General features: G+C 36.8%; 22 protein-coding genes, 1 other RNA gene and 3 pseudogenes. 17 read left to right on the plus strand and 9 right to left on the minus strand.

The genetic code is table 11. From position 1 onward, the window contains the following. Positions 1–213 precede the first annotated feature (213 nt). Positions 214–1,707 (minus strand): nitrogen regulation protein NR(I), encoded by a 1,494-nt coding sequence (glnG, locus tag MSG95_RS07480; RefSeq protein WP_004701189.1) that lies wholly within the window; start codon positions 1,705–1,707, stop codon positions 214–216. Continuing rightward, entirely contained in the window at positions 1,694–2,803 is a 1,110-nt protein-coding gene (gene glnL / locus MSG95_RS07485) for a nitrogen regulation protein NR(II) (RefSeq protein ID WP_004701192.1), read from the minus strand. The genes glnG and glnL overlap by 14 nt, the downstream gene beginning before the upstream one ends. A 341-nt stretch (positions 2,804–3,144) precedes the next feature. On the opposite strand from glnL, the gene rimO reads away from it, so the two are divergent. From rimO to lpxA, 12 genes are all read left to right on the plus strand, one after another. After that, positions 3,145–4,488, plus strand: a complete 1,344-nt coding sequence (gene rimO / locus MSG95_RS07490) for a 30S ribosomal protein S12 methylthiotransferase RimO (RefSeq protein ID WP_004701193.1) — start codon at positions 3,145–3,147, stop codon at positions 4,486–4,488. 51 nt (positions 4,489–4,539) lie between these two features. Continuing rightward, the gene (gene pyrH, locus MSG95_RS07495; protein WP_000852257.1) at positions 4,540–5,268 is read left to right on the plus strand and encodes a UMP kinase; all 729 of its coding nucleotides are present in this window, start codon (positions 4,540–4,542) and stop codon (positions 5,266–5,268) included. Between the two features lie 85 nt (positions 5,269–5,353). Beyond that, complete coding sequence (gene frr, locus MSG95_RS07500) at positions 5,354–5,908, plus strand: ribosome recycling factor (protein WP_004701195.1); 555 nt, start codon at positions 5,354–5,356, stop codon at positions 5,906–5,908. A gap of 4 nt (positions 5,909–5,912) precedes the next feature. Further along, on the plus strand, positions 5,913–6,665 hold the full coding sequence (gene uppS / locus MSG95_RS07505; protein ID WP_019458734.1) for a polyprenyl diphosphate synthase: 753 nt from the start codon (positions 5,913–5,915) through the stop codon (positions 6,663–6,665). Continuing rightward, positions 6,665–7,489, plus strand: a complete 825-nt coding sequence (locus MSG95_RS07510; RefSeq protein WP_077166172.1) for a phosphatidate cytidylyltransferase — start codon at positions 6,665–6,667, stop codon at positions 7,487–7,489. The genes uppS and MSG95_RS07510 overlap by 1 nt, the downstream gene beginning before the upstream one ends. Then, a complete protein-coding gene (gene ispC, locus MSG95_RS07515; protein ID WP_077166171.1) occupies positions 7,490–8,686 on the plus strand; it encodes a 1-deoxy-D-xylulose-5-phosphate reductoisomerase in 1,197 nt (398 codons plus the stop codon). 1 nt (position 8,687) lies between these two features. Beyond that, on the plus strand, positions 8,688–10,043 hold the full coding sequence (rseP, locus tag MSG95_RS07520; protein WP_019458737.1) for an RIP metalloprotease RseP: 1,356 nt from the start codon (positions 8,688–8,690) through the stop codon (positions 10,041–10,043). A 37-nt stretch (positions 10,044–10,080) separates the two neighbouring features. After that, positions 10,081–12,591: an outer membrane protein assembly factor BamA gene (gene bamA / locus MSG95_RS07525; protein ID WP_049065199.1), complete on the plus strand. Its 2,511-nt coding sequence runs from the start codon at positions 10,081–10,083 to the stop codon at positions 12,589–12,591. Positions 12,592–12,631: 40 nt separating this feature from the next. Next, on the plus strand, positions 12,632–13,135 hold the full coding sequence (locus MSG95_RS07530; protein ID WP_004701206.1) for an OmpH family outer membrane protein: 504 nt from the start codon (positions 12,632–12,634) through the stop codon (positions 13,133–13,135). A 4-nt stretch (positions 13,136–13,139) separates the two neighbouring features. Further along, positions 13,140–14,210 carry a UDP-3-O-(3-hydroxymyristoyl)glucosamine N-acyltransferase gene (gene lpxD, locus MSG95_RS07535; protein WP_004701209.1) on the plus strand — a complete coding sequence of 357 codons (1,071 nt, stop codon included), beginning with the start codon at positions 13,140–13,142 and terminating at the stop codon, positions 14,208–14,210. A 6-nt stretch (positions 14,211–14,216) separates the two neighbouring features. After that, positions 14,217–14,702 (plus strand): 3-hydroxyacyl-ACP dehydratase FabZ, encoded by a 486-nt coding sequence (gene fabZ, locus MSG95_RS07540; protein ID WP_000140523.1) that lies wholly within the window; start codon positions 14,217–14,219, stop codon positions 14,700–14,702. After that, the gene (gene lpxA, locus MSG95_RS07545) at positions 14,699–15,487 is read left to right on the plus strand and encodes an acyl-ACP--UDP-N-acetylglucosamine O-acyltransferase (protein WP_077166170.1); all 789 of its coding nucleotides are present in this window, start codon (positions 14,699–14,701) and stop codon (positions 15,485–15,487) included. The genes fabZ and lpxA overlap by 4 nt, the downstream gene beginning before the upstream one ends. 53 nt (positions 15,488–15,540) lie before the next feature. Here the strand turns inward: lpxA and MSG95_RS07550 are convergent, their stop codons facing one another. Next, complete coding sequence (locus MSG95_RS07550; protein ID WP_077166169.1) at positions 15,541–16,431, minus strand: YbgF trimerization domain-containing protein; 891 nt, start codon at positions 16,429–16,431, stop codon at positions 15,541–15,543. Between the two features lie 316 nt (positions 16,432–16,747). On the opposite strand from MSG95_RS07550, the gene ffs reads away from it, so the two are divergent. After that, positions 16,748–16,844, plus strand: an RNA gene (gene ffs, locus MSG95_RS07555) — signal recognition particle sRNA small type. A gap of 14 nt (positions 16,845–16,858) precedes the next feature. Here the strand turns inward: ffs and MSG95_RS07560 are convergent. The 4 genes from MSG95_RS07560 to MSG95_RS07575 all read right to left on the minus strand — a co-directional run bounded on the left by MSG95_RS07560 (position 16,859) and on the right by MSG95_RS07575 (position 19,704). Further along, on the minus strand, positions 16,859–17,341 hold the full coding sequence (locus MSG95_RS07560) for a regulatory protein RecX (protein WP_019458742.1): 483 nt from the start codon (positions 17,339–17,341) through the stop codon (positions 16,859–16,861). Between the two features lie 54 nt (positions 17,342–17,395). Further along, positions 17,396–18,448: a recombinase RecA gene (gene recA, locus MSG95_RS07565; protein ID WP_004701217.1), complete on the minus strand. Its 1,053-nt coding sequence runs from the start codon at positions 18,446–18,448 to the stop codon at positions 17,396–17,398. Between the two features lie 145 nt (positions 18,449–18,593). After that, on the minus strand, positions 18,594–19,034 hold the full coding sequence (locus tag MSG95_RS07570; protein ID WP_077166178.1) for an RNA-binding S4 domain-containing protein: 441 nt from the start codon (positions 19,032–19,034) through the stop codon (positions 18,594–18,596). Next, a complete protein-coding gene (locus tag MSG95_RS07575) occupies positions 19,018–19,704 on the minus strand; it encodes an HAD-IA family hydrolase (RefSeq protein ID WP_191106228.1) in 687 nt (228 codons plus the stop codon). The genes MSG95_RS07570 and MSG95_RS07575 overlap by 17 nt, the downstream gene beginning before the upstream one ends. A gap of 415 nt (positions 19,705–20,119) precedes the next feature. Here MSG95_RS07575 and MSG95_RS07580 point away from each other — a divergent pair, with 415 nt between their 5' ends. Next, entirely contained in the window at positions 20,120–20,410 is a 291-nt protein-coding gene (locus MSG95_RS07580) for a hypothetical protein (protein WP_077166168.1), read from the plus strand. 63 nt (positions 20,411–20,473) lie between these two features. On the opposite strand, the pseudogene MSG95_RS07585 reads toward MSG95_RS07580, so the two are convergent. Next, positions 20,474–20,785, minus strand: a pseudogene (locus tag MSG95_RS07585) (GNAT family N-acetyltransferase); the annotation flags it as partial. Here MSG95_RS07585 and MSG95_RS07590 point away from each other — a divergent pair. The 3 genes and pseudogenes from MSG95_RS07590 to MSG95_RS07600 all read left to right on the plus strand — a co-directional run. Then, a pseudogene (locus MSG95_RS07590) lies at positions 20,782–21,918 on the plus strand (amino acid permease); the annotation flags it as partial. The pseudogenes MSG95_RS07585 and MSG95_RS07590 sit on opposite strands and share 4 nt — an antisense overlap. Positions 21,919–21,925: 7 nt before the next feature. Beyond that, a complete protein-coding gene (locus MSG95_RS07595) occupies positions 21,926–22,669 on the plus strand; it encodes an alpha/beta hydrolase (RefSeq protein ID WP_077166298.1) in 744 nt (247 codons plus the stop codon). 777 nt (positions 22,670–23,446) lie between these two features. Then, on the plus strand, positions 23,447–23,563 hold the full coding sequence (locus tag MSG95_RS07600) for a hypothetical protein (RefSeq protein ID WP_077163328.1): 117 nt from the start codon (positions 23,447–23,449) through the stop codon (positions 23,561–23,563). A gap of 25 nt (positions 23,564–23,588) precedes the next feature. Here MSG95_RS07600 and MSG95_RS07605 read toward each other — a convergent pair. Continuing rightward, a pseudogene (locus MSG95_RS07605) lies at positions 23,589–24,263 on the minus strand (SulP family inorganic anion transporter); the annotation flags it as partial. Positions 24,264–24,593 lie beyond the last annotated feature (330 nt).

The raw sequence follows: 24,593 nt of genomic DNA on the forward strand, positions 1-24,593 counted from the left end.
ACATTGCTATATTCTTCGATTGTCTGCTAAACAATCATATAAGTATGAAACTGAATAAATATTTTAAAATATAAAAGCTTACACGATCTTTTGGAGTTTTTTAGTGATGTAACTATATGTTCACGTTTTATTTTAAAGATTAATTTCCTTATCAATAGATATAAAGAAAAAGCGGCTAAAATCAATTAGCCGCTCTTGTTGTGTATTTTACAATTAAGCTTCAGACAACGTTGCTTTATGTTCGTCCTCATCATCGTCATCAGCAGAATCCATTCCTAGTTCCTTTAACTTTCGGGTTAGGGTGTTGCGTCCCCAACCTAATAGTTCAGCTGCATGACGTTTGCGTCCACGAGTTTGTTGTAGGGCAGCATTAATTAATGTGCGTTCAAACATCGGTGTTGCTATATCTAAAATCTTCATTTCGCCATTTTTGAGCTTTTGAATTGCCCATTGATTTAATAGCTCATCCCAATGATGTAAAGAAATACGCTCAAAAGACGGGGCTGGCTGACTAGTTTCACTAGTTTTTTGAAGTGGTACTTGTTTTAGTTCAGAAGGTAAATCTTCTGGATAAACTTCACGACCAGTAATCATGACAGTTAACCAACGACAGGTATTTTCAAGCTGACGTACGTTACCTGGCCATGGCAGTTGTTGCATATAGTCTGTTGTTTCAGTACGTAAAATCTTTGGACTTACACCTAACTCTTTTCCTGCACGGGCCAAGAAGTGCTGAGCAAGCATTGGTATATCTTCGCTACGATGCGCAAGCTTAGGAATATGAATACGAATTACATTTAAACGGTGATATAAGTCTTCACGGAATCGACCTTCATTCACCAATTTTTCTAAATCTTGGTGTGTTGCAGCGACAATTCGGACATCCACTTTAACCGGGATATGTCCACCAACTCGATAAAATTCACCATCTGCAAGTACGCGAAGTAAACGAGTCTGTGTTTCAAATGGCATGTCACCAATTTCATCAAGAAAGAGAGTTCCGCCATTGGCTTGTTCAAAACGACCTTGATGTTGAGTGTTTGCGCCTGTAAAAGCACCTTTTTCATGACCAAATAATTCCGTTTCGATTAAGTCTTTCGGAATTGCTGCCATGTTTAGCGCAATAAATGGTTTGGCACGGCGCGGTGAATGCTTGTGTAAAGCATGTGCAACGAGCTCTTTACCAGTTCCTGACTCGCCATTAATTAAAACAGTAATGTGTGATTGCGATAACCGCCCAATTGCTCGGAAAACCTCTTGCATGGCAGGAGATTCACCAATAATTTCTGTCGATTGTAGCGGAGAAGCAGTTTTTGTAGCTTCTTGCTGCTGCAATTTATTGATATGCAAAATCGCACGATTGACTAAAGCTAAAGCTTCATCAATATCAAATGGCTTTGGTAAATATTCAAACGCACCAGTTTGATAGCTTGATACAGCTGACTCTAAGTCTGAATGAGCTGTCATAATAATGACGGGTAAGTCGGGGTGTGTGTTTTTTACTTTGGATAAAAAAGTCAACCCATCGATACCAGGCATACGGATGTCAGTTAAGATGACATCGGGCGCATCATGATGTAAACGTTCGAGTGCTGTTTGAGCTTCTTCAAAATTGGTGACGTCAAATCCTTCTTCTTTAAAGGTCTTTTCAAGTACCCATCGCATGGCGCGATCGTCATCAATAACCCATATTTTATTTCGCGACACGGTCTGACTCCCAAGGTAAATATAAGCTAAACATTGTTTTTCCAGGAACTGATTGGCATTCAATCATTCCGTTATGTTGATGCATAATGTTCTGTGCAATACTCAGGCCAAGCCCTGTACCTTTTGCTCGTCCTGTAACCAACGGGTAAAACACAGATTCTAAAATGCTTTCTGGAATACCCGGTCCATTGTCTTCAATATCAACTCGAACAGCCGAGCGGTTGAGCACACCATTAATAGTGACTAGACGTTGAATTCGGGTACGTAAAATTAATTCGGGTTCTTGATCTATAAAAAATGACTTATTTTCTGTAATCGCTTGAATAGCATTAACGCTAATATTGAGCATAACTTGAATTAATTGGTCTCGGTCAGCATTCACATCTGGCAAAGACAAATCATAGTCACGCGTAATTTTAATTTTTTTCTTGGTTTGGTTTGCAATTAAAGACCGAACTCGTTCCAAAGGTTCATGAACATTTACGTTCTCATAACTCGGCAGTTGTCTTGAACCTAACATAGTGTCAGCTAAGTTAGTAAGACGATCTACTTCATTAATAATAACATCTGTAAATTCCGCATAACTCTCGTCATTCAAGCTCCGAGCAAGTAATTGAGTGGCACCTCGTATCCCAGCCAGTGGATTTTTAATTTCGTGAGCAACGCCTCGAACCAACTGTCTAGCCACTTGATGTTGTTGAATTAAGTTTTCTTCTTTAGAAATTTTCAACATACGGTCAATTGGATTTAACTCAATAAGTAAAAGTGGATGGTAACTTTTACCTGCATTTAATTGTGAAACCGTATAATCAACATGTAAGTCTTTAAAGTTGACATTAATCACAGCTTCACGACGTGTATAAGGTTGTCCTGTTTTTAAAGTATTGAGTAAGGCTTCATGTGTATTAAAGGTATCATCTGGCGCATGAAGTAAATTTAAAACTGGCTGCCCAGAAGCGCGTAGCAAACTAATGTCGAAAAGTGCTTCGCAAGCTGAATTCAAATAAAAAATATTAAAATTACTATCGATTAATAAAATCGCAGTAGTTAAATTGTCTACCAAAAGGCGATAGTCGATAGGTGCGTGTTGATCCATTAGCGAATCGTTCCTGTCTTAAAATGGCGCAATGGCATCTTCATTGGTTATCGGTATTCACCGTTATAGAACATGAATGATGCAAAATGTACGCCAACTTTGTTTATGGATTATTTTGAGGTTTCAAGCGTAATTAAAGCGCGCTAAAATCGTTCTTAATATCTTTTGGTCAAAAATAGCAGCCTACTTGCTAATAATAACATGTTCCAACTTGGTGCAATATTGGGTTTTGGTGCAAATATTGGTTGTATTTTGGTGCATTACACAAAGAGTGGGGTTTCCACCTATGCGTGAGACGAGAAAAGACATACAATACGCGCATTCAAGTGGAGCGCAGATTCATGAAGACCCCCAAAGTCGGTTTTGTTTCTTTAGGTTGTCCTAAGGCATTGGTAGATTCTGAACGAATTTTAACTCAGTTAAAGACTGAAGGTTATCAAGTTGCATCAGATTATGATGGTGCTGATTTAGTAGTTGTTAATACCTGTGGTTTTATTGAATCTGCGGTACAAGAGTCGCTAGATGCAATTGGCGAGGCCATGAGTGAAAATGGTCGAGTAATCGTTACAGGATGCTTAGGTAAAGATGAAGATAAAATTCGTCAAATGCATCCGAACGTTTTAAAGGTTACTGGTGCAGCAGCTTATCAAGATGTGATGGAAGCTGTACATGAATATGTACCAGCACCGCCGAAACATAATCCTTTTATTGATCTTGTTCCTGAACAAGGTATCCGTTTAACGCCTAAGCATTATGCTTATTTAAAAATATCTGAAGGCTGTAACCACCGTTGTACCTTCTGTATTATCCCGAGCATGCGTGGTGATTTAGTATCACGTCCAGTTGGTAGCGTGTTAGAAGAAGCAGCTGCTTTAAAACGCGCAGGTGTGAAAGAAATATTGGTTATTTCACAAGATACTTCAGCTTATGGTGTAGATACTAAATATAAGTTGGATTTTTGGAACGGACAGCCAGTAAAAACCAAATTCTTTGACATGTGTGAAGCACTTGGTCAGCTTGGAATTTGGGTGCGTCTACATTATGTATATCCTTATCCACATGTTGATGCAGTGATCGATTTGATGGCTCAGGGTAAAATCCTGCCTTATCTAGATATTCCATTCCAACATGCGAGCCCACGTGTTCTTAAATTAATGAAGCGTCCGGCGCATAGTGAAAATACTCTAGAAAAAATTAAATTGTGGCGTGAAAAATGCCCGGATCTTGTGATCCGTTCTACTTTTGTGGTTGGTTTTCCAGGCGAAACTGAAGAAGATTTCCAGATTTTGCTAGATTGGTTAGTTGAAGCTCAACTTGATCGTGTAGGCTGCTTTACCTACTCACCAGTAGAAGGCGCTACGGCGAATGATTTACCAGATCATGTGCCAGAAGAAATTAAGCAAGAGCGTTACGAGCGCTTTATGCAAGTGCAGCAGCAAATATCTGCTGCCAAATTACAAAAACGTATCGGTCAAACGATGACTGTATTAGTCGATGGTTTGGAAGATGAATATCCTGTTGCTGTTGCACGTTCTTATGCCGATGCTCCGGAAATTGACGGTAATGTCTTCGTAGAAGATATCGATAAGAGCACGATTCAACCAGGTGATATGTTGGAAGTCGAAATTACCGATGCGGATGAATACGACTTATTTGCAAAGTTAATTAAAATTAAATCGGTCTAATCGAATCACGATTCAAAAAGCATTCAGTTTAAGAGGTCTTGGAGCAAAGTCATGGCGGAAACAATAAGCCCCCGTTATTCACGAATTTTATTAAAATTATCTGGTGAGGCATTATCAGGTAATAAAGATATGGGTATTGATGCTCAAGTTTTAGATCAGATGTCACTTTCTATTGCACATTTGGTGGGCTTGGGTGTGCAAGTAGGTATCGTTGTTGGTGGCGGTAACTTATATCGTGGTAGCCAGTTACAAAAAGATGGCTTAGTTGGCCGTGTAACAGGTGACCAGATGGGTATGCTTGCAACTGTCATGAATGGTTTGGCAATGCGTGATGCATTAGTGCGTCGAAACATTAGAACTCGTCTTATGTCTGCATTACCAATTGGTACTGTTGTAGAGTCATATTCAAGCCGTGATGCAATCCGTCATTTAAGCCAAGGCGAAGTTTGTGTTTTCGTTGCAGGAACAGGTAATCCATTCTTTACAACTGATACAGCAGCATGTCTACGTGGTATTGAAATTGAAGCAAATTTAATTTTGAAAGCAACCAAAGTAGACGGTGTCTATAATAAAGACCCAAGCAAATACGAAGATGCAGTCAAATATGATCATTTAACATTTGATCAAGTGTTGGATGAGAAGCTAGGCGTTATGGATTTAACAGCAATTTGCCTATGCCGTGACCACAATGTGCCATTGCAAGTATTTGATATGAATAAATCTGGTGCGCTTTTATCAGTTGTGATGGGTGAAAAAGAGGGTACGCGCGTTACTAAATAATGTACGTGTGCTGCAAAGCTCTTTATACTAGCGCTAAATTAAATTTGTTATATACATCCTTGAATAAATAAGTAAGGAAGATCATATGATTAACGATCTGAAAAAAGACAGCGAACAGCGTATGATGAAAACTCTTGAGTCTTTGGAACAAGGGTTTAATAAAGTTCGTACCGGCCGTGCACACCCATCAATTTTAAATGGGGTAATGGTTCCTTACTATGGTTCTGATGTGCCTTTAAACCAAGTAGCGAACGTTGGTGTTGAAGATTCTCGTACGCTTATCGTTCAACCGTTTGAACGTACAATGGTATCTGCAATTGATAAGGCAATTCGTGAAAGTGATTTAGGTTTAAACCCTATTACTGCTGATTCAATTCGTGTACCTTTACCAGCTTTAACTGAAGAAACACGCCGTGATATGCAGAAAGTTGCACGCAGTGAAGCTGAAAATGCAAAAGTTGCTATTCGTAACATTCGTCGTGATGTTTTAGGTGATATCAAAGCATTATTGAAAGAGAAAGAAATCTCTGAAGATGATGAGCGTCGTGCAGGTGATGATATTCAGAAAATCACTGATAAATATGTTGCAGAAGTAGATAAACGTCTTGCAGCGAAAGAAGCAGAATTGATGAAGGTCTAATTTTATGACCGAATCAGAAGAGTATCATCTTCCTCAGCATGTTGCCATCATCATGGATGGCAACAACCGCTTTGCCAAGAAAAATCAAATGCAAAAAGGCGATGGGCATCGAGAAGGTAAAAATATTCTTGACCCTATTGTTGAGCATTGTATAAAAACTAGCGTTCGTGCTTTAACTGTTTTTGCATTTTCGAGTGAAAATTGGAATCGACCACAATATGAAGTCGATCTGCTTATGAAGCTTCTTGAAGAAACAATTCATGAGCAAATACCTCGCATGAAAAAATTCAATATTGCTTTGCGTTTTATAGGGGATCGTTCTAGATTACCTTCACATTTAGTTGCCTTAATGGAAGATGCAGAGCAACAAACAGTACATCATGACGCCATGACATTAACTATTGCGATTAGCTATGGTGGTATGTGGGATATTGCAAATGCAGCTAAAGAGGTTGCACAAGCAGTTTCTCGTGGTGAAATTGACGCTGATCAAATAAATGTTGATTTGTTCGGAAAATATGTCAGTCTAAACGATCTGCCAGCTGTGGACTTGTTGATCCGTACAGGTGGAGATTTCCGTATATCTAACTTCTTGTTGTGGCAAGCAGCTTATGCGGAACTGTATTTTACGGATACATTATGGCCGGAATTTACAGTCGAGGAATTCGATCATGCACTGAATGTGTTTTCAGGGCGTGAACGTCGTTTCGGTAAAACATCTGAACAAATTCAGCAAGAGAAAATCGAGAAATTATAATGTTAGAGCGGATTGTTACCGCATTGGTACTTGTTGCAGTTGTTTTGGGCTGTATGTTTGCTACGCAATCACATTATCCAATGTTGGTACTTATGATTGTGGCGGCAGCGGTTGCGGGGTATGAATGGTATAAGTTAATGCCTCATGAAGCTGGTGCGGTAGTAAAGCCTAAAGCATGGGGTTATGGTCTACTTGTTGCCTTTGTTTCTGGTGTTGCCTTATTCTTTCATGACATTGCATTGTTGCTATGGTCTGCTTCAATTTTAACTTGGCTCGTTAGTGTATATTGGGTTAAGTCTTTTCCTGAATTTGATGGTTGGTATAACGCGACTCTCTATATTATTGGTTTAATTCTTATCTGTGCAGCAGTGACCGCAATCTTTGTAGTATGGCAAAGCTCACCATGGTGGTTGATGTATTTGTTCTTGCTTGTATGGGGTGCAGATAGTGGAGCTTACTTTGTAGGCCGCAAATTTGGTAAAAGAAAGTTGGCACCCACAGTAAGTCCAAATAAATCGCTAGAAGGATTGTATGGTGGTATTTTAACTACAGTGGTTGTCATGCTTGTAGTGCAATATCAATATTTAAACCTAACTTGGGTTCAACAACTTTTATTCCTGATCTTATCTTTAATTACAGTATTTGGTTCAGTATTAGGTGATTTGTTTGAATCAATGATCAAACGTCGTGCTGGTATTAAAGACTCTGGCCGTGTGTTGCCTGGTCATGGTGGTGTGTTGGATCGTATTGATTCTTTACTCGCAGCAGCCCCGATTTTTGCAACGGGAATGTATATATTAAAGCTTATTGGTGTAGATTTATAGATGACACAATCTGTTTGCATATTGGGTGTAACTGGTTCTATTGGACAAAGTACCTTAAAAATTTTAAGTCAGCATCCAGATAAGTATTCAGTCTTTGCAGTTTCGGCATATAGTCGAATTTCTGAACTTGTTGAAATCTGCAAACAGTTTCGTCCTAAAGTTGTTGTTGTGCCTGAACTGAAGATAGCTGAATTAAAAACATTATTTGCGCAACAAAACATACAAGATATTGATATTTTAGTTGGGCAAGATGGTCTGATTGATATTGCATCACATGCTGACGTTGATATTGTAATGGCTGCAATTGTAGGTGCTGCAGGTCTTTTACCTACTTTGGAAGCTGTTAAAGCAGGTAAACGAGTATTGCTTGCAAATAAAGAAGCATTGGTGATGTCTGGTGAAATCATGATGCAAGCTGCTCTTGATCATCAGGCATTATTATTGCCAGTGGACTCAGAACATAATGCTATTTTCCAGTCATTACCTCATAATTATTTAGAAGTTGAGAGAACTGGGCAACCACAATTAGGTGTATCCAAAATACTACTGACGGCATCTGGTGGTCCCTTTTTAAATCATTCCCTAGAACAATTGGAACATGTAACACCACAACAAGCATGTAAACATCCAAACTGGTCTATGGGCCAAAAAATCTCAGTTGACTCAGCTACTCTTATGAATAAAGGGTTAGAGTTAATCGAAGCATGTCATTTGTTTTCAATATCTGAACATTTTGTTACAGTTGTTGTTCACCCACAAAGTATTATTCACTCTATGGTGCAGTATGTTGATGGTTCAACATTAGCACAAATGGGTAATCCTGATATGTGTACGCCAATAGCACATGCATTAGCATGGCCTGAGCGTTTACAAACAAGTGTTCCTGCTTTAGATTTATTTGAGTATTCTCAACTTAATTTTCAAGCTCCGGATACCCAAAAATTTCCTGCACTAAATCTTGCGAGACAAGCAATGCGTGCAGGAGGTTTGGCGCCTACCATTTTGAATGCAGCGAATGAAATTGCTGTTGAAGCATTCTTAAAGGAAAGGATTGGATTTACACATATTCCGCAAGTGGTAGAGCATACTTTGCAAGATTTAGAGAATGCAGCCGCTGAGAGCATTGAGTGCATTTTAGACAAAGATAAAATGGCTCGCTCAGTAGCTCAACAATATATATCAAGTATTGGAGGCTGAAATGAATGCTCTTTTTATGATTGCAGCAGCGGCTCTTTTACTTGGTCCATTAATTGCAATTCATGAGTTTGGTCATTATTGGGTTGCACGTAAACTTGGTGTTAAAGTTTTAGTTTATTCAATTGGCTTTGGTCCAACTTTACTCAAATGGACCTCTAAAAAGTCCGGCATTAAATATCAGCTTTCTGCTTTACCTTTAGGCGGCTACGTTAAAATGTTAGACGAGCGAGAAGGTAATGTGGCAGAACAAGATTTACCATATGCTTTTAACCGTCAAAAACCATGGAAACGTATAGCTATTGTTGCGGCAGGGCCATTAATTAATTTGATTTTTGCCGTATTGCTTTTTTGGGTTTTATTTTTGCCAGCGCAACAACAATTAAATACTAAAATCGGTAAAATTATACCAAACTCGCCAGCTGCAGCTGCTCAGTTACATGTAGGTGATAAAATTATTGCTGTTGATGGCAAAGAAACAGCAACTTGGGAAAAGTTAAATTTTGCTTTGATCGATCGTGTAGGTGAAACCGGTACTGTAAATATCGATGTAAATCGTGCAGGCACCGAGAAAAATTTTGTATTACCGATAAAAGATTTTTTAAAAAACCAAAATGAATCTGCACTCGATGTATTAGGCTTCTTACCTTATCGACCTGTAATTCCTGCTGTTGTAACAGATTTAACAGCAGATGGTGCTGCAATTCGTCAAGGAATGAAAGTGGGTGATCGTATTGTTGCGATTGACGGTCAGCCTATGAAAGATTGGTTTGATGTTGTTGAGGTTGTTCAGCGCTCTCCAGAAAAGTTACTTAATATTGATGTGTTGCGTCATCAACAGTTGGTTCATTTGCAAGTGATGCCACAAGGAAAACGCGATAATATGGGACAAGTAAATGGTGTTCTTGGTGTAAAAAGTGACGCTGGAAAAATTACAATTCCTGACGAATATAAGCAAACAATCCAATATACTCCAATACAAGCTTTTGAAATGGCTCTTGATAAAACTGGCCAGATCTCTAGCATGATTTTGAACTCAATAGTGAAAATGGTAAAAGGACTTATTGGATTAGAAAATCTTTCTGGACCTATCACTATTGCAAAAGTAGCTGGGCAAAGTGCAGAAATGGGATGGCAAACTTTTATCTCTTTCATGGCATTGATGAGTGTAAGTCTTGGAATTTTAAATTTATTACCAATTCCAATGTTAGATGGTGGCCATCTAGTGTATTACATCATTGAAGCTATTCGAGGAAAGCCTGTTTCTGAACAAATACAAATGTTTGGTCTGAAAATTGGTATGGTACTGCTCGGTAGTATGATGCTTTTAGCTTTATTTAATGATTTTATGCGTTTGTAAACGTGTATGGATTTATAACTTACTGGAAAAAACTGGCATGCGGCACACACATTTTTTAATGCCTTTGGCACTTGTTAGCGCTATGGCAGCGGTACAACAAGCATATGCAGCTGATGATTTCGTTGTTAGAGATATTCGTGTAAACGGTTTAGTCCGTCTTACTCCTGCAAATGTTTATACCATGTTGCCAATCAACAGTGGCGATCGCGTTAATGAGCCGATGATCGCCGAAGCAATTCGAACATTGTATGCCACGGGTCTTTTTGATGATATTAAAGCGTCAAAAGATAACGATACTTTGGTTTTTAATGTTATTGAACGCCCTATTATTTCAAAACTTGAATTTAAGGGTAATAAACTTATTCCTAAAGAGGCGTTAGAACAAGGCCTTAAAAAAATGGGTGTTGCAGAGGGTGAGGTTTTTAAGAAATCTGCTTTGCAAACCATTCAAACAGAATTAGAGCAGCAATACACTCAACAAGGTCGTTATGATGCTAGCGTTACTGTTGATACCGTTGCGCGACCAAATAATCGCGTTGAATTAAAAATTAATTTCAACGAAGGAACGGCAGCAAAAGTTTTTGATATCAATGTAATTGGTAATACTGTTTTTAAAGACAGTGAAATCAAGCAAGCATTTGCTCTTAAAGAAAGCGGCTGGGCTTCAATCGTTACACGCAATGACCGCTATGCGCGTGAGAAAATGGCTGCAAGCCTTGAAGCATTACGTGCTATGTACCTTAACAAGGGTTATATTAATTTCAATATTAATAACTCTCAACTTAATATTAGTGAAGATAAAAAACATATCTTTATTGAAGTTGCAGTTGAGGAAGGTAATCAGTTTAAATTTGGCCAAACTAAATTTTTGGGTGATGCACTGTATAAGCCTGAAGAATTACAAGCCTTAAAAATTTATAAAGATGGCGATACTTATTCTCAAGAAAAGGTAAATGCTGTTAAGCAATTACTTTTGCGCAAGTATGGTAATGCAGGTTATTACTTTGCTGATGTAAATATTGTTCCGCAAATTAATAATGAAACTGGTGTTGTTGACCTAAATTATTATGTTAATCCAGGTCAGCAAGTTACCGTACGTCGTATTAATTTCACTGGTAATAGCAAAACTTCTGATGAAGTATTACGTCGTGAAATGCGTCAGATGGAAGGTGCTTTGGCAAGTAATGAAAAAATTGACTTGTCTAAAGTTCGATTGGAGCGTACAGGTTTCTTTAAAACTGTTGATATTAAACCTGCCCGAATTCCAAACTCACCTGATCAAGTCGATTTGAATGTAAATGTTGAAGAACAACATTCAGGTACCACAACATTGGCGGTAGGTTATTCGCAAAATGGTGGTATCACGTTCCAAGCAGGACTTAGTCAAACCAACTTCATGGGTACTGGTAACCGAGTTGCAATTGATTTGTCTCGTTCAGAAACTCAAGATTATTATAATTTAAGTGTCACTGACCCATACTTCACCATTGATGGAGTAAGCCGTGGTTATAACGTTTATTATCGTAAAACTAAGCTAAATGATAACTATAACGTTAATAACTATGTAACCGATAGTGTGGGTGGTAGTTTAAGTTTTGGTTATCCTATTGATGAAAACCAAAGTTTAAGTGCTTCAGTTGGTGTTGATAATACTAAAGTCACCACTGGTCCTTATGTCTCTACCTATGTACGTGATTATTTATTAGCAAATGGTGGTAAAACTACTGCAACTAGCACCTATTGTTTAGTAGATCTCGACACGAGTGGGAACTGCCCAACTGGTCAAACTTCTGATCCTTATGGAAGCGCATTTGATGGTGAATTCTTTACCTATAACTTAAACTTAGGTTGGTCATATAACACGTTAAATAGGCCGATTTTCCCAACATCTGGTATGTCTCACCGTTTAGGCCTCGAAATTGGTTTACCAGGTAGTGATGTTGATTACCAAAAAGTAACTTATGATACACAAGCTTTCTTACCAATTGGTAGTTCAGGCTTTGTACTTCGTGGCTATGGTAAGCTTGGTTATGGTAATGATTTGCCGTTCTATAAAAACTTCTATGCTGGTGGTTACGGCTCTGTTCGTGGTTATGACAACAGTACCTTAGGCCCTAAATATGCTAGTGTAAATTTACAAGAAACAAAACAAAATGATTCTTCACCTGAAAATGTGGGTGGTAATGCTCTAGTTCAATTTGGTACTGAGTTAGCATTACCTATGCCATTTAAAGGCGATTGGACTCGTCAGGTACGTCCTGTACTGTTTGCTGAAGGTGGTCAGGTCTTTGATACTAAGTGTAATATTAATAACTCTGTTTATGGCAGTAAAGGCATGACCATTAATGGTCAGTCAATTTCAGATGTTAAGAAATATTGTGAAGATAACTATGGCTTCGATTTAGGTAATCTACGTTATAGCGTGGGTGTGGGTGTAACTTGGATTACTATGATTGGGCCACTGTCACTTAGCTATGCATTCCCGTTAAATGATAAACCGGGTGATGAAACTAAAGAAATCCAGTTTGAAATTGGTCGTACTTTCTAAGTACGACTTCATTGAACAACGAAATAAGGAAAGTGATTATATGAAAAAATTAAATGCATTAATGTTAGGATTGGGTTTAACGGTAGCTTCAGTGGCAGCTAATGCAGCTGGTTATGGCGTAATTGATCTAGCTAAAGTTGTTGAAAGTAGTACTTATTTGAAACAACAAAATGCAAGCTTAAACCAGTCTGTAAAACCTACAACGACTAAACTTGAGCAATTGGGTAAAGAGTTAGAGGGACTTCAACGTCAGGCCCAAACTCAAGGCCAAAAAATGAAAGAAGATGATATTAAGAAATTGCAATCTCAGTATCAATCGAAATTAAATGAATTTAATTCTACACAGCAAGGCTTACAATCTAGAGTTCAAACTAGCTTACAAAGTATGAATACAACGTTTGAAACAAGAGTTAAGCAAGCTGCTGAACAGTTACGAAAAGAAAATAATCTTGACTTTGTTTTGAATAAAAATTCAACTGTTGCCTATGACCCTAAGTATGATTTAACTGATAAAATGATTCAAAAGGTTAATTCAATGAAATAAATTAATGAAAGTGCAACAATATCGTTTAGATGAATTAGCTCATCTGGTTCAAGGTGAGCTAATTGGTGAAGGTAGTCTTCAACTTTCGAACTTGGCAAGTTTAGAAAAAGCTAATTCAAACCATATTACTTTTATAAATGGTGAGAAATATCTTGAGCAAGCCAAAATGAGTAATGCTGGTGCCTTCATTGTTACAGCTACTTTAAAAGAACTTCTTCCAGAAAAACATAATTTCATTATTGTTGAAAATCCTTACCTTGCATTTGCAATTTTGACTCATGTGTTTGATAAAAAGGTTTCCATAACGGGGATAGAAAGCACTGCTCAAATTCATCCTTCTGCTATTATTTCGGAAACGGCATATATTGGTCACTATGTGGTTATTGGTGAAAATTGTGTGGTAGGTGATAATACGATCATTGAGTCACATACTAAACTTGATGATTATGTAGAAGTTGGAAAAGATTGTTTTATCGATTCTCATGTCACCATTACGGGTAGCTCTAAATTACAAGATCGTGTGCGTGTACACTCGAGTACTGTGATTGGAGGTGAGGGCTTTGGCTTTGCGCCATATCAAGGTAAATGGCATCGTATTGCTCAGCTAGGTTCGGTCTTAATTGGAAATGATGTTCGAATTGGATCAAATTGTAGTATTGATAGAGGTGCACTTGATAATACAATTTTGGAAGATGGAGTAATTATTGATAACCTTGTGCAAATTGCACATAACGTTCATATTGGTTCAAATACTGCTATTGCAGCCAAATGTGGTATTGCTGGAAGTACAAAAATTGGCAAAAACTGTATTCTAGGTGGAGCATGTGGAGTATCAGGTCACCTTTCAATTACCGATAATGTGACTTTTACTGCAATGTCAATGGTCACAAAAAATATTTCTGTTGCAGGAACTTATTCATCGGGAATTGGATTATTTGAAAATAGTCATTGGAAAAAGACTGTTGTACGCTTGCGACAATTAGCAGATGTGCCATTGACCCAAATCACTAAACGACTTGATCATATACAGGCTCAAATAGAGTCTCTTGAATCAACTTTTAATTTGCGTAAATAGAATATTATGACCGAGTCAACTACCCCTAAATTTGCCATCCCTGAATTACCAATGCAGATTCAAACGATTCGTCAATATTTGCCGCATCGTTATCCATTCTTGTTGGTTGATCGTGTGACTGAAGTTACTGACAATAGTATTGTTGGTTATAAAAATGTTTCTATCAATGAAGAGTTCTTACAAGGACATTTTCCAGAATATCCAATTATGCCTGGTGTTCTAATTGTTGAAGCACTTGCTCAAGTTTCAGGTGTTCTTGGTTTTATTATGAACAATGAAACGCCAAAACCAGGTTCTTTGTTCCTGTTTGCTGGTGCTGAAAGAGTTAGATTTAAAAAACAAGTAGTTGCAGGTGACCAACTTGTATTAAAATCTGAGTTGGTAATGCAAAAGCGCGGCATTTACAAATATAATTGTACAGCTAGCGTTGATGGCATTGTAGCAGCAACCGCTGAGATTATGATTTCACACCAAAAAACAGAGCAGGCATGAGCAATCACGATTTAATCCATTCTACCGCCATTATTGATCCATCTGCAGTAATTGCTGCAGATGTTCAAATAGGACCTTATTGTGTTATTGGTCCTCAAGTGACTATTGGTGCTGGTACTAAATTACATTCTCATGTGGTAGTAGGTGGTTTTACCAGAATAGGCCAAAATAATGAAATCTTTCAATTTGCAAGTGTTGGTGAAGTTTGCCAAGACCTCAAATATAAAGGTGAAGAAACTTGGCTTGAAATTGGTAACAATAATTTAATTCGCGAACATTGCAGCTTACATAGAGGCACAGTGCAAGATAATGCATTAACCAAAATCGGTAGCCATAATCTATTGATGGTAAACACGCATATTGCACATGACTGCATTGTAGGTGACCATAATATTTTTGCTAATAATGTCGGTGTCGCTGGGCATGTACATATTGGTGATCACGTTATTGTGGGCGGGAATTCTGGAATTCATCAATTCTGTAAAATTGATTCTTACAGCATGATTGGTGGTGCTTCATTAATTCTTAAAGATGTACCTGCCTATGTGATGGCTTCTGGTAATCCTGCTCATGCTTTTGGTATAAATACTGAAGGTATGCGAAGAAAAGGTTGGTCTAAAAATACAATTCAGGGTTTAAGAGAAGCTTATAAATTGATATTTAAGTCTGGACTGACTTCTGTTCAAGCTGTTGAACAAATTAAAATTGAAATTTTGCCTTCTGTTCCAGAAGCTCAATTATTAATTGATTCTATTGAGCAATCAGAGCGTGGAATTGTACGCTAATTAATAAGACATAAAAAAAGACACTGTTAAACAGTGTCTTTTTTATGTCTAAATTATTTTTTAAAGAATTTAACTTCTTCAGATTTAGGATATTGCGTAAGTAATTTGTTCTTATATTGGTTTGCTGATGCAATATTCTTATCAACATCCTTTGCAATGCTATACAGTTGATACAATGCTCGAGGAGCTTTACTAGAGTTTGGATATTGATTCGCAACAATATTATAGTTTTTCTTCGCTTCATTGTAGTTCACAGGGTCTGTGGCTAAATGAAATTCAGCTAACCAAAAGTAAGCATTACCTGTATAAATACTATTAGGGTGGTTTTTAATAAAGTTTTGCATTGGGGCAATAGCTTTTTTCGCTCCGCCCTGTTTGTAAGCATCTAAAGCTACTGTATAAGCGGCTTTTTCTAATTCAAGTGGATTTGACTGGTTTTGAGCAGCAGTAGTTTGTTGAGCGTTTGTTACTGGTGCGCTAGGCTGTTGTCCAGAGGTGGTTGAAGTAGGCGGAGCTGCAACTACTTTGTTGCCATCTGTAGGCTGAGAAGAAGGTGCTGATGTATTTGTAGTGGCGCTACTATCGGCAGTCGTATTTGAGCTATCATCTTGGGTCGCACTGTCTGGGTCAACTTTTTGATGTAGTAGCTCTAAACGTTGATCTAAGTCTGTATAGCGGTTGGCTAGATCTTTCTTTAGTTGCTCAATATCATTCGCTTGTTCTTCTAATTGTCCTCTTAATGTGCGGATATCATTCTCTAATTGTTGATTTTTTTGCATCAACTCCCAGTTTAAATTGGTGGGAACTGAAATATTGCTTGAAGAAGTATTAGATGCACTACCATCATTTTGACTTAAACCACGAGACTCGATAGGAATATTTGCGTATAGAGAAGTGGTACTCATTAAGGCAATAAATAATAAAGAATGCTTCTTCATTTGCATGTGTATAAATCCATAATTTTATATAAAAGCCACCTTGAACACCGGAATATAAAAATCAATTCACTAAATATCTAAGGTTTTTCATTGATCAATGCAATTAAAACAGTTAACAGTTTAAATGCAAGGTTAGTTTACAATCTTCAAGCATATTTTATGCAAAATGAAAAAAGAACTTAAGCTCATAAAATTACATTTTCAAATTTTAAGCGATTATTGTTGATGAATTAATCAATCGAAACAGAAACTTGCTGAAAATGGTATAGAAGGGTTGCATCTCTTTTAAAAATCTCTATACTTTGTTTTGCAATGGTAGCCCCGCTGGTGGCTTCGCAATTGTACTCTGTGAACCCCGCCAGGACCGGAAGGTAGCAACGGTAGCAGATCTATGATGTGCCGAAGTTTTGCTAGTGGGGCTGCCACCTTTCTTTTAATCCAATTTTCTTTGGATTGCTTTTAAAATTACATCTAAATCAAACCCTCTATACTGTAAAAATCTAATTTGTTTTGCTTTAAGCTTTGGATCCTTTTCAACAACTTCTCCAAATTTCTTAACTTTAAGCTGATAAGCTTGCTCTACCCAATCAATTTCGTGAATTTCATCAGCGATTAAATCGTTCTCAATCTGTTTGGTTTTTAAAGCTTGTTGAATGCGTTTTGGACCTTTACCTTTACGAATCTGACTTGCAAGCATTTGCTCTGCAACACGTTGGTCGCTTTGATAGTTTTGCTCAGATAACTCTTCAACGAGTTGTTTCACTTCTTCTATATTTTGTGCATAACGGGCTAATTTCTCAATCAGTTCTGCTTTAGAGTAGTCTCGGCGAGTAAGTAAAGCAAAAGCATATGATCGTAAACGCTGGCCAGTAAGTGGGGGGCGCTGTTGAGATTGCTCGTCGTTTCTTTTGAACATATAAGTTTCCTTGTAAAAAAACGCCCCGAAGGGCGTTTTATGACTCATCTATAATTAAGATTCTAATAAAAGATCTGGCTCTTCTTCGTCATCTTCAACTTGTACCGCACCATTTGTACCTGTGGTCAGCAATTGCTCTCGAATATTGCGTTCAATCTCTTCAGCGATTTGCTTATTTTCTTCAAAATAACGAATCACGTTATTCTTACCTTGGCCAATTTTATTACCTTGATATGAATACCATGCACCAGCTTTTTGAACGATATCTTGTTGAACTGCCAAATCTACAAGTTCACCAAGTTGGTTAGTGCCTTTGCCGTATAGGATTTGGAAAATAGCTTCTCTAAATGGAGGAGCCATTTTGTTTTTAACGACTTTAACTTTAGTTTCTGAACCAACGATTTCGTCGCCTTCTTTTACTTGACCGATACGACGAATATCTAAACGAACTGACGCATAGAACTTAAGAGCGTTACCACCCGTTGTAGTTTCTGGGCTACCAAACATAACACCAATTTTCATACGAATTTGGTTAATGAAGATAACCATACAGTTTGAACGTTTAGCGTTACCCGTAATTTTACGAAGCGCTTGGCTCATAAGACGAGCTTGTAGACCCATGTGAGAATCACCCATCTCACCTTCGATCTCTGCTTTAGGTGTAAGGGCAGCTACCGAGTCCACAACGATTAAATCAATTGCGCCTGAACGGACAAGCATATCGGCGATTTCAAGTGCTTGTTCACCATTATCAGGTTGTGAAACAAGTAGATTGTCAATATCTACACCAAGTTTACGTGCATATTGAGGATCTAGGGCATGCTCGGCATCGATGAATGCACATGTACCACCAGACTTTTGACATTGGGCGATTGCTTGCAATGTCATTGTGGTTTTACCAGAAGATTCAGGACCATAAATTTCGATAATACGGCCTTTGGGTAAACCACCAATCCCCAATGCGATGTCTAAAGTTAAAGAACCTGTAGATACGGCTTCAACTGCTTGAACAGTGTTATCACCGAGACGCATAACCGTATTTTTGCCAAATTGCTTTTCAATTTGACTCAAAGCGGCTTGTAATGCTTTGCTTTTATTCTCATCCATCTCAAAAACCTCAATACTCTATGTTCATCACGTTTAACCCAAGTGGATGCATTGAATCTCAACTTGTTTCACAGGGCTAATAGTGACAGATTTTTTCTTTAGCTTCTATATCTTATATATGTGAGTGCGACATAACTCGACGTTTCTATTCATCATCATAAGACCAATGGTCTTCATAATGTTGATCGTTATCCTGTTTAAACCGATTGATTTGTCGCCGATCTTTCTTACTTGGTCTATGGTCAGGTCGAGCTAGATTATGCAATTTTCGTTGGGACGCAATCAACTCCCGTCTCGCAATACTTACTTCAGTTTCTTCATAAAGTTGCTGCGCAACTGGAGCTGGTCCTCGGGTGTTGGAAAGTGCTTTGATAACAACTGTCTTTTTTTCGAAACCTTGTTGAACAACAAGTTCCATTCCAACACGAATTTCTTTAGAAACTTTTACACGCTCATTATTGTGATGTACTTTACCACCTTCAATTGCAGCTTTAGCAATAGAACGAGTCTTAAAAAAACGTGCTGCCCATAACCATTTGTCGACACGCATCGTGTCTACAGCATCGTTTTCATGCAATTTTGACATCATTATCCTTTCTATCAGTTTGATTCAAAACAGACAGTAGCTCTGTAAGCTGATCTAGAGCTTTATACTCTAAATCTTGTGGCTGTCTTTTACTCTTAAGAGTTGAGGGCTGTAATATAGTAAACAAGTGTCTTATACCAAATTTTTCTGCAGTTTTTAAAACTTGAAGAGTATCGTCTAAAAAAATAGTGGTTTTTGGTTCAAAATAATGCAAGCGTTGTAACTCTTGCCAAAACTGAAGATCTTCCTTCGCATAACCCATTTGTTCACTAGATACAATCACATCAAAAAAATCTTGAATAGGGATGTTATCAAGTTTTAATTGTAAACTTGCGCAGTCTGCATTGGTCACTAACCAACATTGATAACCTTGTTCTTTTAGAGCATTAAGTAGCTCCATACATCCTGATCGTGTTTTAATTTTGTGTTGAAATTCTTTCTGAAGATTTAAAACATCTACTCCAGTAGTTTTCGTCCAATAATTTGAGGAGTACCATGAAAGAGTATGCTTATTACTAAGATAAAACTGAGTCAATATTTCTTGGCTTTCTGTTAAAGAGAGTTGATGCGTCTGAGAATGCCGTACAGGTAGACATTCGTTCCAGATAAAGTCGTCAAAAGCCAAATCTAACAAAGTTCCGTCCATATCGAAAAGCACTATTTTAGCCATGTTTTAAGGACTCCAATTTGAATAGACAAGGAAGAAAGTTAGGCTAAGATTATAAGCATTAAAGCCTATAAAAACGGATTGATTTGTTATTATTTCATCATTCAGAGGTCTATCGAGGCTGATTAATAATGGTTGTTAAAAGTGATAAATTCAAATGCTGCCAAGGACTTGATTGTTATTGTGAGGTAGAGAGTCTAATCAAAATTGAGTTATCGCAATTCTGATCAATTTATTCAAAATAATAAATGGAACTTTAAATGATGGGAATCTATCAATAGTACTCTTATGTCTATAAAAGTAGTAATCGCACTATTTTGATTTACATAGTGTACGTATTGACGAACATTTTATAAATTGAACTGTGCATGTTTAAAGTTATATTAAAAATTATCCGAATAATAATTTAGAGTAGGCAATGAAAATTGGATTTATTGGAGGAGCCAATGATGGCATAGTTATCAATGCCGCAAATGGCATTGATACTTATAAACTTGAATGGCATTACAAGGCTGAAAAGCACTGTCAAGAACCATCACTAGGGCTAAATGGTCCTGAATATGACTATTACAATTTATTAATTTTGAGAAAAAACAAAGAGGCAAAACTTTTCTATGTTTTAACTACAATGGACAAAGAAGCTATTGCAGATAAAATTAATGAGTATTGGGATCATTCAACTTCGGTAGGTTATGACTTTGATGAATAGCTCTGGTTTAAATTTATTAGTAATCTTTGATCATATCACTATTTAATATACTCATAACTCAAATTAAGGATTGTATATTTCATAAAGAACGTGTTCTTGAAGTGCGTGTCCATCTGGAAGCTTGGGATGATTGAAGTGTTTAACTTTACGCATTCCTAGTCTTTCCATTAAAGCTTGAGAAGGCTTATTCACTGTTGCTGTAAAAGAAACCACTTTATCTTTATTAAGCACATTGAAGGCATAGTCTAATGCTGCTTTTGCTCCTTCTGTAGCATAACCTTTTTTCCAGTATTTTGTAGCAATCCTCCAGCCAATTTCAATACAAGGGGAAAAATCAAATTGTTCTGGTTGGTCGTGTAGGCCAATAAAAGAGTCCACTTGCTGGCTTTTTAGTTCGCTACTGTTATTGGGCTTGTATTGTGCTGGCTGTAGGTACCGAGATTACCGCTGTAGCTGACTATATGAAGCTTTGGTTCCCCAATGTAGGCTCTTGGGTCTGGATTGGTTTTTTTTCACTAACTTTACTTGTTGTAAATGCCTATAGTGTTAAAGCCTTCGGACTAGTTGAGTACTGGTTTTCCACAATCAAAGTTTTTGCCATTATCGTGTTTATTCTTTTGGCTATTGGTATCTTGACTCAAAGCAATCAGGGAATGAAGCAAGTTGTGACTAATTTGTCAGGGCATGGAGGCTTTTTCCCCAATGGCTTTAGTGGGGTATGGATTGGTGTCATTATTTCAATATTTAGTTATTTAAGTATAGAAATGATCGCCGTCGCAGCTGGTGAAGCAAAAGACCCTGAAAAAGCAGTAAAAAAGGCATTTAAAAGCACAGCACTCCGACTCATTTTGTTCTATTTATTGTCCTTATTTCTAATCGTTACTTTGGTGCCATGGACGGTTTTGATTGGAGCAGATGCAACAAGTCCTTTTGTTATGGTCATGAAGATTGTTGGTATTCCATATGCCGATAGTATTTTAAACTTTATTGTAATTGTAGCTGCCTTATCTGCAATGAATAGCATGCTTTATATTTCAACTCGTATGTTGTTTAGCTTGTCCCGTGCAGGTGATGCACCAAAAGTTTTTGGCCGAATCAGTAGCAACGGTGTACCAGTAAATGCACTGTTGTTATCAGCGGTGGGGATTGGTATTGCTAGTATTGTTTATACGATTAATCCAGCTTCTGCGTTTCCAATCATGATTGCGCTATCGATGTTTGGTGCATTGTTCACGTGGGGCAGCATCTTTGTAACACATATGTTTTTTAGAAAACATATGGCTCAGCAAAGCATCGAGCTGAAATTTAAAATTCCTGCTAGTCGATTCATCTCACTATTTGGTTTTATTGCGATTTTGAGTATTACAGTAACCACTTGGTTTACCAATGAGTTTAAATCTACTTTACAGTTTGGCGTACCTTTGGTGCTTGTTCTGATATTTTGGTTCTACTTAAAACGTTCAACCTTAAAAGTAAGTCTTAAGTCTACTGAAGAGACATTGAAGTAATCGCGATATGAGACAATATGACAATGCTACAACGGTAGCAAATGAAGGTGAAATATTAGCAAGCTTTCAATATAGAAGCTTGCTAAGTTATCAGGCCTATCATCACGTAAAAGATATTAAGTATGGTTCACAGAACCGATCAACGATGGATTTTTTCCCTTTAGAACATGCCAATAAAACCGTGATTTTTATACATGGGGGATATTGGCAGTGGTGTGATAAATCGGACTTTGCCTTTATAGCACCATATATTTTGGCAAAAGGAGCGCAGTGTGTACTTGTAGAATATGACTTGGCTCCTCAAAGCCATATTTCACAAATTGTGGCTCAGACTCAAAAAGCCCTAGATTTTATTGCACAGCAGAATTGGAAAACGGATGAGGTTTTATTAGTGGGCCATTCAGCAGGGGCGCATCTCGGAGCATTATGTTTAAGCCACCCTTTGTTATCTGAGGTGGCTTTATTAAGTGGAATATATGATTTAGCACCTATACAAGCGACTCATTTAAATCATGCATTAAAGTTATCACAAGACGATATTTTAAAATATAGTCCTATTCATCGGGAAGAGAATGTTGATATTCCTTGTACGCTTTTGTGTGGAGAGTTGGAGCTAAGTGAGTTGAAATGGCAAAGCCAAAACTATTTTGATCATAAGTGCAAACAAAATCAGAATCTTATGTCATTAGATATTATTTCGGAAGTTAATCATTATTCTATTTTAGATTATTACTTTAAGTATATATTTTAATAAAATAGAAAATGCGAAATATAAAACTTTGGGAATTAAATTGGATAAATTATAGATTTTAAAAATCAAAAACTTATCCTTGCTCTATAAAAGAGAATACCTCTATCTCAATTGTTAACTTAAGTGTATAGACGGGTTTAAGTGATTGTTAGACCCTCTATGGTAAATCAATTACTTGAACCTAAAGCTAGATTATATATATTTATTTAAATTTTAATAATATATATTCATTGTTTGTTATATGTGGATTGAACTGTAAACTTTGTCACATTTAATTAACTTTTTATTGATATATATGCTTAAGAGTTGACCTAAACTAATATCTCGATTAGATTAAAAAGATAGTGTTTTCTCTCTACGCGACAAATTGTTTAGCTGTTGCTTAGATGAGTTTTATAGTCCGTAGCTTCCCAAGATACGGACTTTTTTATTTTTAAACTTTGCTGTTGAAAGGTGTTTTTAGTACATAAAATCATCAAATTTGCTCATACTTATAGTCATAAGTCACTAAATTTATCAAAGAGGTATTGAAAATACATCTTTAAGCGATTATAGTAGTTCAAGCATATACTGCGTCTGTAAAGTTATTTATTTTTTAATACCCTCATATTTTTTAATATGGGGGTATTTTTTATTAAGAACTAAATCAATAATTAATATATTTATACATTTCTGATACGAAAAATTTGTAGTTGAATAAATTGTAAAATTCTTATGGTTGATAATTTGATTGAATTTTTAAATAATTTTTAAAAGTTTGGTTGTTTCTAAGATTTTATGGATATTTTGAAGTTTCTAAAAAGTTTTAATACAGTTGGTACTTATTTGACTGTTATGCTAGTTGTTTTAATAAGTATGCTTTTATATTTTTATATAATTGCTCCTCAAACGTAAAAAGAAAGGTCCTGAAGGACCTTTTTTAAATTTTTGCATGAGTACCATATTTATCTATCATAATTGAGCTCGCTTCATTTAGACCGCGAACAGTTGCTTTAATATTGTTCTTTTGAAATTTATTTACTACAGAATCTAGCATAGCAACTGAAGTTACATCCCAAATATGAGAATGGGTAAGGTCAATAATGGCTTCTTTAATATCTTCTTTAAAGTTAAAGCCTTGCATAAAATTTTCAGATGAACTAAAAAATATTTGACCACTTAACTTATACAGACGAGCTTCACCTTCTAAGGAGGTTTCTATACGAATATCATTTTCAAGTTTATTTGCTAAGAAAAGTGCTGAAAGTAATACGCCCGTCAATACGCCTAACGCTAAGTTATGAGTGGCAACTACCACGATAACAGTACCAATCATAACAACATTACTGCTTTTAGGATTGTTTTGAAATTGTGTTAGGGAACTCCACTTAAAAGTACTAATAGATACCATAATCATGACAGCAACAAGGGCCGCCATAGGAATAATCTTTAACCAATCATTTAAAAATACAACTAAAATAAGTAAGAATATGCCTGCGCAGAAAGTAGATAAACGTGTGCGGCCACCCGATTTTACATTAATCATTGATTGACCAATCATGGCACAACCGGCCATACCACCCAAAAAACCTGAAGCAATATTAGCAATGCCTTCACACGTAACTACACGACATCACTAAACAGTGATGAGTTGTTTACAAGAAATAAGAGGATGTAAACTTAAGGTGGCGTAAGCATCATGGATATAGAGTTTGAAGCATTTAAAAGTGTTTGAGGAATAGCATAAGATCTAAAAATTAATAAAAGAGATAAGAATAAATTTAAGTTGTTTAACTTAAAAGAACTTTATAAAGATGTTGAGCTCTTTTTAATAGCTACTTTTATGCAACAGAGCCTTTCATAAATTTGGATTTTAATAAATGTGCTATTCATCATAATACAAATCATATAGAGAGCATGTACCAAACTTTTGCTAAAAGTTTAA

The sequence above is a fragment of the Acinetobacter sp. IK23 genome (assembly GCF_035615275.1).
GTDB lineage: Bacteria > Pseudomonadota > Gammaproteobacteria > Pseudomonadales > Moraxellaceae > Acinetobacter > Acinetobacter seifertii.